Below are 14,172 nucleotides of genomic sequence, written 5' to 3' on the forward strand. Positions count from 1 at the left end.
GCTGGGGGGACTAGTCCAGCCAGCCTTTGAGATTGTCCTCGATCACCTTGCCCAGAGCCGCGATGTGCGAATCGTCATCGTTCAGGCAGGGGATGTAGGTAAAGCTTTCGCCACCGGCATCCTCAAAGCTTTCCTTGATCTCTTCGTTGATCTCTTCCAGCGTTTCGATGCAATCGGCGGAAAATGCCGGGGCGATGACGGCAATATTCTTCTTACCCTGCCGCGCCAGCTCAGCCACATGCTCAACGGTGTAGGGTTTCAGCCATTCTTCCGGCCCGAACCGGGATTGGAAGGTCGAGACAAGCTGATCATCCTGCCATCCCAGCCGTTCTTTCAAAAGCCGGGTCGTTTTCGCGCATTGGCAGTGATACGGATCGCCCTGCTGCAAATAGCGTTCCGGCATCCCGTGGTAGGAACAGACCAGAATGTCCGGTTTGGTCTCCATCGCGGCATAGGCGGCTTCGACGGATCCGGCCAATGCGTCGATATAGGCGGGTTCGTCGAAATAGGCCGGGACGGTGCGCGACGCAGGCTGCCACGCTTCTTCCATCAGCGCGCGAAAGAACTGATCGTTTGCCGTGGCGGTCGTCGCGCCCGCGTATTGCGGGTAGAGCGGGAAGAACAGGATGCGGTCACACCCTGCCGCTACCATCTCGCGCACTTTCGATTTGGTCGAGGGGTTGCCGTAGCGCATGCAGAACTCCACCATCACCTGATCGCCATAGCGTTCCTGCATCGCATCGCGCAGCTTGGCGGTTTGATCCTTGGTGATCGTCATCAGCGGGCTCTCGCCCTTGTCGTGGTTCCAGATCGACTTATACGCCTCGCCCGAGCTGAAAGGCCGTTTGGTCAGTATGATGCCTTGCAGGATCGGCTGCCATTTCCACTTGGGATAGTCGATGACGCGCTGATCCGACAGGAACTCGTTCAGATAACGGCGCATCGGCCAATAACTGTAGTCATCTGGCGTGCCCAGATTGGCCACAAGAATACCGACTCGGCCCATTTTGACCTTGGGATGGTCTGCGGGTGCGTGCGATGGGCGCGTGGCGTCAAACATGGATGTGTTCCTGAGCTTCTAGTGTTCCGGGCTGAGATAAATGGAATTGGCTCTGCGTCAATCGGGCAGTTTACCTTCCTTGGTTCCCAATGCGTCGGCAAGGCGTATTTGTGCTGACCCCGGGCGTAGAGGTTTTTGCTGACTTTCGTCCGGTGACCAGCCGGTCAGACAGATCAGTTCAAACGTCGCCTTGAGCCGGCCCGCACCTGTCGCGAAATGATCGGTGTAAATCTGTTGAGCCATTTCAAAAACGGACCGACGGGTTGGCTGTTTCATGCGATTCGCAAGGCTGTTGGTTTCACCCATTGCGCGCAAGTCATGCATCAGGTGCGACAGGTCGCGGTATTCTGCGGTTAGACGAGCCGTATCTGCCACAGGAAGGGCAAAACCCGCGCGTTGCAGCAATCCGCCCAGATCGCGCAGTTCTGCCATTGGCGAGATGCGGGGGCTGAGGCCACCGGTCACCTCAATCTCGGCCTGCCCCAGCGCCGCGCGCAATTCGTGCAGGGTTTCACCGCCCAGGCAAATGACCAGCAACAGCCCGTCGGGATTCAGCGCACGACGGCATTGGATCAGTTGTCCAACCGGATCGTTTGCCCAATGCAGCGCCATTGCGTGCACGATCAGATCATGCGTGCCCGGTGTCAGCCGAAGAACATCGTCATCGGTAACAATATGCGCTTTGGGCAGCACACCCCTCCAAATATGCGCAAAGGGCGTCACGATCGCCGGGGCAGTAAAGCTTTTGTTAACCATGGTGAGCCGATCCTGCACTTCGTCCACAGCGGCGCGGTGCAGAAATAGCGCTTCGTCGCGTGCGCGGGCGCGATGCCTGGCAAGGGCAGGCTGGTCAAACAAAGAGGGTGCATTGGAGTCAGGCAGCTTCATAAGGCGCAATTATCGCATCTGGCCGCGGATTCAAACCGCCGTGCAGTTGATCTATCCGCCCCGCTGCATGGGGTGCGGAAACCTGACCGACTCGGACTTTGCCCTGTGCGGACGTTGCTGGAGCGACACGCCATTTGTCGGAGGTGTGGTCTGCGAAAGCTGTGGAGTTCCCCTGCCCGGAGAGGCAGATGGACACCGAATCGAATGTGACGATTGCATGAGGACACCCCGACCGTGGCGCGATGGGCGCGCGGCGCTTTTGTACGATGGTCGAGCGCGTTCCCTGATTCTGGGTCTGAAACATGGAGACCGGCCAGAGCTTGCGCGTCCTGCCGCGCGTTGGATGGCTCGGGCCGGGCGTGACCTGTTTCGTGAGGATATGCTGATTGCACCCGTGCCGTTGCATTGGTCGCGATTGCTAAAACGGCGGTATAATCAATCCGCATTGTTGGCGCAGCATCTCGGGCGGGAAACCGGGTTGGAAAGTTGCCCTGACCTGCTGACCCGGCGGGTTCGCACCCCGGTTCTGGATGGGAAAACTGCGGCAGAACGCGCTCAGGTGTTGGAAAATGCGATCACCGCGCATCCCAAACGGGCCTGCAGGATGCAAGGGCGCGATATCTTGTTGGTGGACGACGTGATGACCTCGGGCGCGACACTGGCGGCCTGTGCGCGTGTCTGCATTGCATCCGGTGCAAATCATATTTTCGTGTTGACCCTAGCGCGCGTTGCCAAGGATGCCTAATTCGCCCAAGAATACGCGAAACCCCAAGGGACGAATTATGAAACCGGTAGAAATCTACACTTCGCCGCTATGCGGCTTTTGCCACGCGGCCAAACGTCTGCTGAAACAGAAAGGCGTCGAATTCAGTGAGGTCGACGTGCTGATGCATCCCAAGCGCAAACCCGAAATGATCGAGCGCGCCGGCGGCAAACGCACTGTACCGCAGATATTTATCGGATCGCAGCATGTAGGCGGCTGCGACGATCTTTATGAGCTGGAGCGTCAGGGCAAGCTGGACCGCCTGCTGGCAGCGTAATGAAGACTGCTCTGCTGCAGATCACTTCGTCGGACGATCCGGCCGCGAATCTGGGTATGGTGCGCGCCCTAATGACCGAGGCGGCGGAACGGGGCGCGCAGTTCATCCTCACCCCCGAGGTGACGAACTGCGTGTCGACCTCGACAACGCGGCAGCGCGAAGTTTTGCAGCATGAAGAAGAAGACCTGACGCTTGCCGGGCTGCGCAATCACGCGAAAGCGTTGAATGTGTGGCTGCTGATCGGCTCGCTGGCGATCAAAACCCAAGACGCGGACGGTCGTTTTGCCAATCGCTCGTTCATGATCGACCCGCAAGGACAGATCGTGACGCGGTATGACAAGATTCATATGTTTGACGTGCAGGTCACGGAAGCCGAGTCCTTTCGGGAATCCAAGAATTACCGCCCCGGCGACCGGGCCGTGATTGCCGAGACAGAATTCGGCAAAGTTGGCCTGACCGTGTGTTATGATGTCCGCTTTCCCCATCTCTATGCAGCGCTGGCTCAGGCCGGTGCGCGTATCCTGACGGTTCCGGCGGCGTTTTCCCCGGTTACCGGGGCTGCGCACTGGGAATCGCTGTTGCGTGCCCGGGCGATTGAGAACGGCGCTTGGGTGCTGGCTCCGGCGCAAACCGGAGAACACCCCACAACCCGTGGCAGAACGCGGTACACCTACGGTCACAGCATGGTCGTGGCCCCGTGGGGAGAGGTCGTCATCGACGCAGGCACCGATCCGGGCATTCACATTTTCGATCTGGATGATAGTTCTGTGTCAGAGGCGCGCCGCCGCGTGCCCTCATTGACGCACCTGCGGGCTTTTGACGGCCCCTGATCCAGAGCCGGACCCAATGACGGACGATACCAATGCCCTTGCGGTCACGCTGTTCAGCGAGATCCTGACCGCCGACCAGCTATTGCGCAACCGGCTCAGCCGGGTGCTGCCCAAGGGCATGGAAATCTCACACTTCTCGGTTCTGAATCATCTGGTGTTCGTGGGGGATGAACGCACGCCAGCGCAACTGGCCAGCACTTTTCACGTGACCCGAGGCGCAATGACCAACACGTTGGCCAAGCTGGAATGGGCCGGATACATCCACATCCGACCCGACTGGGACGACGCCCGCCGCAAGATGGTCGCCATCAGCCCCGCTGGACGCCGCGCGCGCGATCAGGCGATTTCCTCGATTGCCCCGCTGATCAACCGCGTTGTCGGAGAGTTGGGTTTGGAGCGCGTCCGCAGCACGCTGCCCGTACTGCGGGATTTGCGCTTGCAGTTGGAGGGGGAGTAGCCTCACCCCGGCTTCACACTCGCCGTCACGTAATTCACGCTCAGGTCTCGGTCTGAGATCGACCAGCTCCACAGCACGGGGTTGAACACAAATCCCTTCCGGTCCACGGGGTCCAGCCCGGCCTGGCGCAGCAGGTCGAACAGTTCGTCGGGGGTGATGAACTTGTTCCACTCATGCGTGCCGCGTGGCAGCCAGCGCATGACGACCTCGGCCCCGAAAATGGCCATCGCATAGGACTTAGGGTTGCGGTTGATGGTCGAGCAGATCAGCAACCCGCCCGGTTTCAGCAGTTGTTGCGAGGCGGTCAGGAACCCCAACGGGTCGGCCACGTGTTCGACCACCTCCATGTTCAGCACCACGTCGAATTGTTCGCCCGCGGCGGCCATGGCCTCGGCTGTGGTGTGGCGGTAGTCGATGTCCAGCCCCGATTGCTCGGCATGGATGCGGGCGACGGGCAGGTTGCCCTCGGCGGCGTCGGCCCCCACGACCGTCGCGCCCAATCGCGCCATCGGTTCGCTCAGTAGTCCGCCGCCGCAGCCGATATCCAGCAGGCGCAGGCCGTCGAACGGTTTTGCAGCCTTCAGATCGCGGTCGAATTCGCCCGCGATCTGCTGTGTGATATAGTCCAGACGGCACGGATTCAGCATGTGCAGGGGTTTGAATTTCCCATGGGGATCCCACCATTCCGCAGCCATCGCCTCGAATTTTGCGATCTCTGACGGGTCCACCGTGTTCGGATGCGCTTGCATTCCTGTCTCCGTGTGCTCTTTTACGTTTAAAGACTATATAGGGCCCTAATGGATAAGTACCCGGACCAAAAGCGCGCAGTTCAATATCTGTACCCGCCGATTGACCCGTTCGATCAGCGCATGGTCGATGTGGGTGACGGGCACCGTATTTACATGGAACAATGCGGTAATCCCGACGGGTTGCCTGTTGTGGTTCTGCATGGCGGCCCGGGCGGAGGATGCAGCCCGGCCATGCGGCGTTATTTCGATCCGCGTGTATTCCGGGTGATTCTGTTTGATCAGCGCGGGTGTGGGCGGTCGCGGCCTCATGCCTCGGTGGTGGATAACACGACGTGGGATCTGGTGGACGACATCGAACGCCTGCGGACCCTGCTGGATATCGACGACTGGACGGTGTTTGGCGGTAGCTGGGGCGCGACCTTGGCGCTGGTCTATGCGCAGGCGCATCCCGATCGGGTGAACCGGCTGGTGCTGCGCGGCGTGTTTCTGGCGACGCAGGCCGAGCTGGACTGGTTCTATGGCGGCGGCGCGGGCAAGTTCTGGCCCGAGCAATGGGCGAAGTTTACGGCACTGCTGGCTGAGGACGAGCTGTCGGACACGATCGGCGCCTATCACAAACGCCTTTTCTCGGGTGATCGGGCGACGGAAATCCTGTATGCCCGCGCTTGGTCCAGTTGGGAGAACGCTCTGGCGTCTATACATTCGCATGGTTCCACGGGCGAAAGCCCCGGCGAATATGCACGTGCGTTTGCGCGGCTTGAGAATCACTATTTTTCCCACGGTGCGTTTCTTGAAAAGGACGGGCAGATTCTGGACCAGATGGAGCGGATTGCCCATATCCCCGGCCATATCGTGCAGGGGCGCTATGACATGATCTGCCCGCCGCAGGCCGCGTGGTCTTTGGCCGAACGCTGGCCAAACGCCGAGTTGAAGATGGTCCGGCAGGCCGGGCACGCCTTGTCCGAGCCGGGCATCAGCGCCGAGCTGGTCCGTATCATGGACCGCGTCGCGGAGGGTGTGGCATGACCCGGCTCGACCGTCGTGCTTTGTTCGCTTCGGGTGCCGCCGCCGCATTGCTGGCGGCCACGGGCGCATCATTGGCCAACACGCCAAAAACCGGTGGAACGCTGCGGTTGGCCGTGCCTCGGGACGAAAGCCTTGAACAGGTGGCGCGTGGTGCGGTGTTCGACACGCTGACCGAGATTGCGCCGGATGGCACGTTGCGCCCCGAGTTGGCGACAGGCTGGAAAACCGATGCGGACGCGCGGGTCTGGCATTTCGATCTGCGCCCCGGTGTTCTGTTCCATGATGAGGCTCCGTTGGACGTTACCGACGTTCTTGCTGTGCTGGAGCAGGCTGGGCGCGTTGAGGCCACCTCGCCCTCGTCCTTGCGGCTGGAGCTGGCAGACGCCAATCCGGGCCTGCCGTTTCTGCTGGCAGACAGTCGATTTGTCATTACGCGCAATGGTCAGGACGTAACGCCATTGCACGCGGCCAACGGCACCGGATGTTATCGGGTCGAACGCGCCGAAGATGGGCGTCATTTTTTGGGACGCAAAGTCGTGGGTCACTACAAAAGCGGCCAGGCGGGTTGGGTTGATGCGCTGGAGGTCATCGTGATCCCCGACGCGCGCGTCCGGGCTGAGGCTTTGCGAGACGGCTATGTGGACGTTGCCGCACTGCCCGCGCAAGACGATCTGCGGGGGCAACGCGGTTTGCGCTTTTTCCCAAGTGAGACGGATATGGCGCTGGCCGTGGCCGCTCGTGTCGGAATGCCGGTTCAGGTCGGACAAGCGCGTGCGCTGGACGATGGCCGCATCGCCGAACGGTGGTGGCTGGCTTAATTCCTGCTGGGGGTTGCAGACTCGGGAAACCCTGCGTATATGCATCTCCAACAGCGGCGCGTTGGACTTCTGGTTCAAAGCTCCACCGGAAAATTCGACGGGCCGCGCGCCCGTTTTTTTGTGCCCGGATGAAGGGTAGAGAACCTAAATGACAAACGACCTGATAGCCAAGGCAGCCATTGACCGGCGACTGGCCGAGATCATTACCCCCGTGATCGAGGATCTGGGGTATGAGCTGGTCCGCATTCGCCTGATGAGCGGCAAGCAGACCACGCTGCAGATCATGGCAGACAAGCCCGATGGCGGCATCGAAGTGGATGACTGCGCCGAGATTTCCAACGCGGTCAGCGCAACGCTGGATGTCGAGGATCCGATCCTTGACGCCTATACGCTTGAGGTTTCCAGCCCCGGCATCGACCGCCCTCTGACCCGTCTCAAGGACTTTGAGGCCTTTGAAGGGTATGAGGCCAAGATCGAGACCGCCGAACTGATCGACGGTCGCCGCCGCTTTAAGGGTGAGCTGGCGGGGATCGAAGGGGACGAGGTTCTGATCAACATCCCCGAAGGGTCCGAGACGATCACCATCGGTCTGCAATTCGATTGGCTGAGCGATGCCAAGCTGGTTCTGACCGACGACCTGATCAAGGAAATGCTGCGCCAGCGTAAAGACGCCGGTGCCCTGAACGAAAACGCTTTCGACGAGATTGAGACCGAAGGGTCCGAAGAGGAGACGAACTGATGGCAATCACCTCAGCCAACCAGCTGGAGCTGCTGCAGACCGCCGAGGCCGTGGCCCGCGAAAAGATGATCGACCCCGGTCTGGTTGTCGAAGCGATGGAAGAATCGCTCGCCCGTGCCGCCAAGAGCCGCTACGGAGCCGAGATGGACATTCGTGTTTCCATCGACCGCAAGACTGGTAAGGCGACCTTTACCCGCGTGCGCACCGTGGTCGAGGATGAGGAGCTTGAGAACTATCAGGCTGAGTTCACCGTCGAGCAGGCCAAGCAGTATATGGAAAACCCTGAGGTCGGCGACGTCTTCGTTGAAGAAGTCCCGCCGGTTGAAATGGGTCGTATTGCTGCACAATCGGCCAAGCAGGTGATCCTGCAGAAGGTCCGCGAGGCCGAGCGCGATCGTCAGTACGAAGAATTCAAGGATCGCGCAGGCACCATCATCAACGGTGCGGTCAAGCGCGAGGAATTCGGCAATGTCATCGTCGACCTGGGCGGTGCCGAAGCCGTTCTGCGCCGCAACGACAAGATCGGCCGCGAAAGCTATCGCCCGAATGACCGTGTGCGTGCGTACATCAAGGAAGTCCGCCGCGAGGTTCGTGGTCACCAGATTTTCCTGTCGCGCACCGCGCCGGAATTCATGGCCGAACTGTTCAAGATGGAAGTGCCGGAAATCTATGACGGCATCATCGAGGTCAAGGCTGTGGCCCGCGACCCCGGTTCGCGCGCCAAGATCGCTGTAATCTCGTATGACGGCTCGATTGATCCGGTCGGTGCCTGTGTTGGTATGCGCGGCAGCCGCGTGCAGGCCGTTGTGAACGAGCTGCAGGGCGAGAAAATCGACATCATCCCGTGGAACGAAGATCAGCCGACCTTCCTTGTGAACGCCTTGCAACCTGCCGAGGTCTCCAAGGTGGTTCTGGACGAAGAAGCTGGCAAGATCGAAGTGGTTGTGCCCGAGGAGCAGTTGAGCCTCGCCATCGGTCGCCGCGGTCAGAACGTGCGTCTGGCCAGCCAGCTGACCGGTCTGGACATCGACATCATGACCGAAGCCGAAGAATCGGCGCGTCGTCAGAAAGAATTTGAAGCCCGTACCCAGCTGTTCATGGACAGCTTGGATCTGGACGAATTCTTTGCACAGTTGCTGGTGTCCGAAGGATTCACCAACCTCGAAGAAGTCGCCTATGTCGAGATCGACGAGCTGCTGGTGATCGACGGTGTTGACGAAGGCACTGCGCAAGAGTTGCAAACCCGTGCGCGTGAATTCCTGGAAGCACAGGCCAAGGCTGCGCTGGATAGTGCCCGTGCCCTGGGTGCCGAGGACAGCCTTATTGAATTCGAGGGTCTGACACACCAGATGGTAGAGGCGCTGGCCAAGGATGACGTGAAGACTCTGGAAGACTTCGCCACCTGCGCCGACTGGGAACTGGCCGGTGGCTGGACCACGGTCGACGGCGAGCGCATCAAGGATGACGGTGTGCTTGAGCCTTTCGGCGTGTCTCTGGAAGAGGCGCAGGATCTGGTCATGACCGCCCGCATCATGTTGGGCTGGGTTGATCCGGCAGAACTTGAGCAGGCCGAAGAAGAGATCGAAGGCGAAACTGATGAGGAGGCCGAGGCCTGATCTCAGGGCCTCGGGAGACTTGAATGGGTCGCGGTGGCGTCCATAAGGATCGGTCGGACGGACCCGAACGCAAGTGCATCGCCACGGGCGAGGTTCAGCCCAAATACGGGCTGATCCGCTTTGTGATGGGGCCGGACGCTCAGGTCTTTCCCGATGTTGCGGCGAAATTGCCGGGGCGCGGGGTCTATGTGGCGGCGGATCGGGCCGCGCTGAATAAGGCCGTTGGCAAAAAGCTGTTCTCGCGCGGGTTCAAGGCGCAAGTAACGGCGCAGGCGGACCTGGCCGATGAGGTCGAAAAGCAAGTCGCGCGGCGGGTGATCGAGCTGATCAGCCTGGCGCGCAAGTCCGGCGACGCAGTCGCGGGATATGAAAAGGTCAAGACGTGGCTGGACCGGGAAGAGGCTCAGGTGCTGATTCAGGCCTCTGATGGATCGGGGCGCGGCAAGTCGAAACTCAGCACGCCGCACTTCGGAAAATACATCGGTTGGCTGACTGCAGATGAGTTGGGGGCGGCATTTGGGCGCCAAACCGTGATTCATGCGGCGCTGGCCTCTGGCGGACTCGCCAAACGTGTTGTAGAGGAAGCGCAGCGCCTGCGTGGCTTGCGCGAAACGGATGACGGCGGCAAGGGCCGCTCGGAAGGGTAAGAAGCTTTATGAGCGATAGTGACGGCAAAAAGACATTGGGTCTTCGTGGCGGGGCACGCCCCGGAAATGTGAAACAAAGTTTCAGCCACGGACGCACCAAGAATGTCGTGGTGGAAACCAAACGCAAACGCGTGGTGGTCCCCAAGCCGGGTGCCGGAAAGCCGGGTGGCGGTGCAACGCCTTCGGGTGATCCATCGCGTCGCCCTGCCGGGATTTCCGACGCGGAAATGGCACGCCGGATGAAGGCGCTGCAGGCAGCCAAGGCACGTGAGGCCGAAGAAGCCGCTGCCCGTGAAGCACAGGAAAAGGCGCGTGAAGAAGAACGCGCCCGCCGCCGTGCCGAGCAGGAAGCCAAGGAACGCGAACAGCGTGAGGCCGAAGAACGCGCCCGCGCCAAGGCCGAGGCTGAAGAACGCAAGCGCAAAGAGGCTGAAGAAGCTGCCAAACGCGCTGCTGCTGCCCCCGCGCCCGAAGAACCCAAAGCCGCGCGCAGCCCGGCCAGCAAGCCCGCGCCTGCTGCCGCTCCGCGCAAGCAGGACCGCGAGCGCGAACAGCGTGGTCGCGGCAAGGGTCGTGATGACAACCGTCGCTCTGGCAAGCTGACACTGGGTCAGGCCACAGGCGGTGAAGGCAACCGTCAACGCTCGATGGCGTCGATGAAGCGCAAGCAGGAGCGGGCGCGCCAGAAAGCCATGGGTGCACCGGTCGAGCGGGAAAAGGTGATCCGCGACGTACAGTTGCCCGAGGCGATCATGGTCTCGGAATTGGCCAACCGTATGGCCGAGCGTGTGGCAGATGTTGTCAAATCGCTGATGCAGATGGGCATGATGGTCACGCAGAACCAGACCATCGACGCCGACACTGCCGAGCTGATCATCGAAGAATTTGGCCACAAGGTCACCCGTGTCTCTGATTCGGATGTTGAAGACGTCATCAAAGAGGTCGAAGACAGCGATGACGATCTGCAGCCGCGTCCGCCGGTCATCACCATCATGGGTCACGTTGACCACGGTAAAACCTCGCTGCTGGATGCGATTCGCGATGCGCGCGTTGTCGCGGGTGAGGCCGGTGGCATCACGCAGCATATCGGTGCCTATCAGGTGAAAACCGATGGCGGTACCACGCTGACTTTCCTGGATACACCGGGCCACGCGGCCTTTACCTCGATGCGTTCGCGCGGGGCTCAGGTCACGGATATCGTGGTTCTGGTTGTGGCCGCTGACGACGCGGTGATGCCGCAGACGATCGAAGCCATCAACCACGCCAAGGCCGCCGAAGTGCCGATGATCGTGGCGATCAACAAGATCGACAAGCCCGAAGCCAACCCCGACAAGGTGCGCACCGACCTGCTGCAGCATGAAGTGATCGTCGAGAAGATGTCGGGTGAGGTTCAGGACGTTGAGGTCTCGGCCGTCACTGGTCAGGGTCTGGACGAACTGCTGGAAGCCATCGCGCTGCAGGCCGAGATTCTGGAACTGAAAGCTAACCCCGACCGCGCCGCCCAAGGTGCCGTGATCGAGGCGCAGCTGGACGTGGGCCGCGGTCCCGTGGCCACCGTTCTGGTTCAGAACGGCACGCTGCGCCAAGGTGATATCTTCGTTGTGGGTGAGCAATACGGTAAGGTCCGTGCGCTGATCAACGACAAGGGCGACCGCGTCAAAGAGGCTGGACCCTCGGTTCCGGTCGAGGTTCTTGGTCTGAATGGCACGCCCGAAGCGGGTGACGTTCTGAACGTGACCGAGACCGAAGCGCAAGCCCGTGAGATCGCCGCCTATCGTGAGCAAGCCGCCAAGGATAAACGCGCCGCCGCCGGTGCCGCGACCACCCTTGAGCAGTTGATGCAGAAGGCCAAGGAAGACGAGAACGTGGCTGAGCTGCCGATCCTCGTCAAAGCCGACGTGCAGGGGTCTGCCGAAGCTATCGTTCAGGCGATGGAAAAGATCGGCAACGACGAAGTGCGCGTGCGCGTGCTGCACTCGGGCGTGGGCGCGATCACCGAGACGGATATCGGCCTTGCCGAAGCCTCAGGCGCACCGGTCATGGGCTTTAACGTCCGTGCCAACGCATCGGCGCGGAACACCGCGAACCAGAAGGGTGTCGAGATCCGCTATTACTCGGTGATCTATGACCTCGTGGATGACGTGAAAGCCGCCGCATCCGGCCTGCTGAGCGCCGAGATCCGCGAGAAGTTCATCGGTTACGCCGAGATCCGCGAAGTCTTTAAGGTCACAGGCGTCGGCAAGGTTGCGGGCTGTCTGGTCACCGAAGGCGTGGCGCGTCGTTCCGCAGGTGTCCGCCTGCTGCGCGACAACGTGGTGATCCACGAAGGCACGCTGAAGACGCTGAAGCGCTTCAAGGACGAAGTGGCCGAGGTTCAATCGGGTCAGGAATGCGGTATGGCGTTCGAGAACTACGACGATATCCGCGCGGGCGACGTGATCGAAATCTTCGAGCGCGAGGAAGTCACCCGCACGCTGGATTGATCCGGTATTGCATTGAATCAGAAAACGGCGGCCCTTTGGGTCGCCGTTTTTCATTGAGGGCTAGTGCCCGGCGGGAAAGAACGTCCCGGGGTGCATGACGATGTCGAAATGATGCACCCCCTTCTGCAGATCGAAACTTACCGAATGCCCACCCTTGCGCAATAACTCCGCGTAGTCGCGGCTCTGACGGATGAACTCGGGCGTGTCGCGCTCACCTACGGTCACGCGATAGCGCGGGCCGGGGGCGGGCAGATGCAGGATCGGCGACAGGTCATGCACTTCGACCGGAGTCAGTTGCAGCGGATCGTTCACCGGCGTCAGGCTGATCGGTTCCATATCAAAAATCCCGCTGATCAGGATGACGTCTCGAACACGCAGCCCCGCACGGGCCAACGCATCCGCCGAAGTCGCCATGACCATACTGGCCAGATGCCCCCCCGCGCTGTGCCCGGACAGCGTTATGCGCGACGGATCAAAACCAAGCTCGGACGCCTGAGACGCGAGCCAGAGCAAGGCGTTTCGGCACTCGGCGATCATGTCGCCAATCCGCGCGTCCGGCGCCAGCGTGTAGTTCAGGGTCGCGAAAGAGTGCTCGGCCTCGATCATCGCCGGGGCCATCATCGCAGATTCGCGCTGACTGATGGCCTGCCAATAACCGCCGTGAATGAACACATGCAGCGGTGCGCCAGCCCCTTTCGACGGAAAGAAATCAAGAACCTGCGTCGGGCTGTCACCGTATGAGAGGTTCTCATGGCATTCCATCCGCGCCCGGTTCTGCGCGCTGAGCGCGGCCCAGCTTTGGACATAGGGCGTAAGATCGCCGCCGATCATCGACCGGGGAGAGTATTCCTGATCCAGTTCTTCCTGAGTGAAACCTCGGTACAGCATTATCTACTCCTGCTCGGAATACATCAGTTCGGTTCGCAGATCGTAAAGATCATGAAAAAACCGTAAATCCAAGGCTTTGCGCAGGAACGACACGCCGCTGGAGCCTCCGGTGCCGGGTTGGTTGCCGATCACTCGCTCCACCGCCGTGACGTGATCGAACCGCCAGCGCTGGAACAGCGATTCCACGTCCATCAGCTTTTCCGCCAGGGCATAGAGATCCCAATACCTGTCTGTGTCGCGATAAACCTGCGCCCAGACTTTCACCACGCGCGCATCGCCGGAATAGGGCTGCGCAAAGTCCCGTTCCAGCAGGTCCTGCGGTACGTCGAACCCCTGACGCGCCAGCATGAACAGCACCTCGTCATAGAGCGAAGGCTTTGTCAGCGCGGCGTTCAGCATCTCCATGACCTTTGGGTCATGTTCATGAACTTTCAGGGTCGAGGCATCCTTATTGCCCAGAATGAACTCGACTTGGCGGTAGCCATAGCTTTGAAACCCCGACGAGCTGCCCAGAGCCTGCCGAAAGGTCATGTAGTCGGCGGGTGTCATGGTCAGCAATGTTTCCCACGCCGCTATCAGCTGCCGCTGGATCGCTTTCACCCGGTCGAGGTTCTTCATTGCCGGGCCGAAGTCGTCCTGTTGCAGAAACCGCCGCACCTCGACCAGTTGGTGGTGCATCAGCTTCAGCCACAACTCACTGACCTGATGGATGATAATGAACAGCATCTCATCGGGTTGGGCGGGGTCCTGAAAGGTTTTCTGAAGGTTCAGAAGGGTATTGAGCTGTAGGAAATCGCCGTAGCTCTTGCGATGCGTTTCGGCAAAATCGGTAACCAGCGAGTCTTCGATACCCCGCTCTAGAAACCTGCCGTCCTTGTCACCCATTTGCCCCTCCAAACGCCTGATTCTGACCCTGTTTAGGGGCTAAACC

Annotated in this window: 15 protein-coding genes; 10 read left to right on the plus strand and 5 right to left on the minus strand. The window is 60.5% G+C overall.

What is annotated here, in order from left to right:
• Positions 1-10 precede the first annotated feature (10 nt).
• Positions 11-1,060 (minus strand): ferrochelatase, encoded by a 1,050-nt coding sequence (hemH, locus tag ACR0B7_RS14800; protein WP_170486114.1) that lies wholly within the window; start codon positions 1,058-1,060, stop codon positions 11-13.
• Positions 1,061-1,117: 57 nt separating this feature from the next.
• On the minus strand, positions 1,118-1,948 hold the full coding sequence (locus tag ACR0B7_RS14805; RefSeq protein ID WP_170486113.1) for a methyltransferase domain-containing protein: 831 nt from the start codon (positions 1,946-1,948) through the stop codon (positions 1,118-1,120).
• A gap of 40 nt (positions 1,949-1,988) precedes the next feature.
• On the opposite strand from ACR0B7_RS14805, the gene ACR0B7_RS14810 reads away from it, so the two are divergent.
• The 4 genes from ACR0B7_RS14810 to ACR0B7_RS14825 are packed head-to-tail and all read left to right on the plus strand — an operon-like array spanning position 1,989 to position 4,275.
• Positions 1,989-2,693, plus strand: a complete 705-nt coding sequence (locus ACR0B7_RS14810; protein ID WP_480681829.1) for a double zinc ribbon domain-containing protein — start codon at positions 1,989-1,991, stop codon at positions 2,691-2,693.
• 37 nt (positions 2,694-2,730) lie between these two features.
• The gene (grxC, locus tag ACR0B7_RS14815) at positions 2,731-2,988 is read left to right on the plus strand and encodes a glutaredoxin 3 (protein WP_170388712.1); all 258 of its coding nucleotides are present in this window, start codon (positions 2,731-2,733) and stop codon (positions 2,986-2,988) included.
• Positions 2,988-3,818 carry a carbon-nitrogen hydrolase family protein gene (locus ACR0B7_RS14820; RefSeq protein WP_170576856.1) on the plus strand — a complete coding sequence of 277 codons (831 nt, stop codon included), beginning with the start codon at positions 2,988-2,990 and terminating at the stop codon, positions 3,816-3,818. The genes grxC and ACR0B7_RS14820 overlap by 1 nt, the downstream gene beginning before the upstream one ends.
• Positions 3,819-3,834: 16 nt before the next feature.
• The gene (locus tag ACR0B7_RS14825) at positions 3,835-4,275 is read left to right on the plus strand and encodes a MarR family winged helix-turn-helix transcriptional regulator (protein ID WP_170353764.1); all 441 of its coding nucleotides are present in this window, start codon (positions 3,835-3,837) and stop codon (positions 4,273-4,275) included.
• Between the two features lie 2 nt (positions 4,276-4,277).
• On the opposite strand, the gene ubiG is transcribed toward ACR0B7_RS14825, so the two are convergent.
• On the minus strand, positions 4,278-5,024 hold the full coding sequence (gene ubiG, locus ACR0B7_RS14830; protein ID WP_170388714.1) for a bifunctional 2-polyprenyl-6-hydroxyphenol methylase/3-demethylubiquinol 3-O-methyltransferase UbiG: 747 nt from the start codon (positions 5,022-5,024) through the stop codon (positions 4,278-4,280).
• A gap of 48 nt (positions 5,025-5,072) precedes the next feature.
• On the opposite strand from ubiG, the gene pip reads away from it, so the two are divergent.
• The 6 genes from pip to infB all read left to right on the plus strand — a co-directional run bounded on the left by pip (position 5,073) and on the right by infB (position 12,353).
• Positions 5,073-6,050, plus strand: coding sequence for a prolyl aminopeptidase (gene pip / locus ACR0B7_RS14835; protein ID WP_170567550.1), 978 nt, complete (start codon positions 5,073-5,075; stop codon positions 6,048-6,050).
• A complete protein-coding gene (locus ACR0B7_RS14840) occupies positions 6,047-6,868 on the plus strand; it encodes an ABC transporter substrate-binding protein (RefSeq protein ID WP_170486110.1) in 822 nt (273 codons plus the stop codon). Before pip ends, ACR0B7_RS14840 begins: the two co-directional genes overlap by 4 nt.
• Before the next feature lie 148 nt (positions 6,869-7,016).
• Complete coding sequence (gene rimP, locus ACR0B7_RS14845) at positions 7,017-7,607, plus strand: ribosome maturation factor RimP (RefSeq protein WP_170486109.1); 591 nt, start codon at positions 7,017-7,019, stop codon at positions 7,605-7,607.
• Entirely contained in the window at positions 7,607-9,223 is a 1,617-nt protein-coding gene (gene nusA / locus ACR0B7_RS14850; protein WP_480681834.1) for a transcription termination factor NusA, read from the plus strand. Before rimP ends, nusA begins: the two co-directional genes overlap by 1 nt.
• 23 nt (positions 9,224-9,246) lie before the next feature.
• The gene (locus ACR0B7_RS14855; protein ID WP_170486108.1) at positions 9,247-9,870 is read left to right on the plus strand and encodes an RNA-binding protein; all 624 of its coding nucleotides are present in this window, start codon (positions 9,247-9,249) and stop codon (positions 9,868-9,870) included.
• A gap of 8 nt (positions 9,871-9,878) precedes the next feature.
• On the plus strand, positions 9,879-12,353 hold the full coding sequence (gene infB, locus ACR0B7_RS14860; RefSeq protein WP_170416240.1) for a translation initiation factor IF-2: 2,475 nt from the start codon (positions 9,879-9,881) through the stop codon (positions 12,351-12,353).
• 60 nt (positions 12,354-12,413) lie between these two features.
• On the opposite strand, the gene ACR0B7_RS14865 is transcribed toward infB, so the two are convergent.
• Both ACR0B7_RS14865 and ACR0B7_RS14870 read right to left on the minus strand, forming a co-directional pair.
• The gene (locus tag ACR0B7_RS14865; protein ID WP_170576855.1) at positions 12,414-13,241 is read right to left on the minus strand and encodes an alpha/beta hydrolase; all 828 of its coding nucleotides are present in this window, start codon (positions 13,239-13,241) and stop codon (positions 12,414-12,416) included.
• Between the two features lie 3 nt (positions 13,242-13,244).
• Entirely contained in the window at positions 13,245-14,126 is an 882-nt protein-coding gene (locus ACR0B7_RS14870) for a tryptophan 2,3-dioxygenase (protein ID WP_170486106.1), read from the minus strand.
• Positions 14,127-14,172: the final 46 nt, after the last annotated feature.

The sequence above is a fragment of the Ruegeria sp. BB6 genome (assembly GCF_056539385.1).

Bases quoted from the DNA above. Each gene is read 5' to 3' on its own strand.
- grxC (WP_170388712.1), top strand. From the start codon at position 2,731: ATGAAACCGGTAGAAATCTACACTTCGCCGCTATGCGGCTTTTGCCAC.
- ACR0B7_RS14855 (WP_170486108.1), top strand. From the start codon at position 9,247: ATGGGTCGCGGTGGCGTCCATAAGGATCGGTCGGACGGACCCGAACGC.
- ubiG (WP_170388714.1), bottom strand. From the start codon at position 5,024: ATGCAAGCGCATCCGAACACGGTGGACCCGTCAGAGATCGCAAAATTC.
- ACR0B7_RS14805 (WP_170486113.1), bottom strand. From the start codon at position 1,948: ATGAAGCTGCCTGACTCCAATGCACCCTCTTTGTTTGACCAGCCTGCC.
- rimP (WP_170486109.1), top strand. From the start codon at position 7,017: ATGACAAACGACCTGATAGCCAAGGCAGCCATTGACCGGCGACTGGCC.
- ACR0B7_RS14840 (WP_170486110.1), top strand. From the start codon at position 6,047: ATGACCCGGCTCGACCGTCGTGCTTTGTTCGCTTCGGGTGCCGCCGCC.
- pip (WP_170567550.1), top strand. From the start codon at position 5,073: ATGGATAAGTACCCGGACCAAAAGCGCGCAGTTCAATATCTGTACCCG.
- ACR0B7_RS14865 (WP_170576855.1), bottom strand. From the start codon at position 13,241: ATGCTGTACCGAGGTTTCACTCAGGAAGAACTGGATCAGGAATACTCT.
- ACR0B7_RS14870 (WP_170486106.1), bottom strand. From the start codon at position 14,126: ATGGGTGACAAGGACGGCAGGTTTCTAGAGCGGGGTATCGAAGACTCG.
- ACR0B7_RS14825 (WP_170353764.1), top strand. From the start codon at position 3,835: ATGACGGACGATACCAATGCCCTTGCGGTCACGCTGTTCAGCGAGATC.
- infB (WP_170416240.1), top strand. From the start codon at position 9,879: ATGAGCGATAGTGACGGCAAAAAGACATTGGGTCTTCGTGGCGGGGCA.
- nusA (WP_480681834.1), top strand. From the start codon at position 7,607: ATGGCAATCACCTCAGCCAACCAGCTGGAGCTGCTGCAGACCGCCGAG.
- hemH (WP_170486114.1), bottom strand. From the start codon at position 1,060: ATGTTTGACGCCACGCGCCCATCGCACGCACCCGCAGACCATCCCAAG.
- ACR0B7_RS14820 (WP_170576856.1), top strand. From the start codon at position 2,988: ATGAAGACTGCTCTGCTGCAGATCACTTCGTCGGACGATCCGGCCGCG.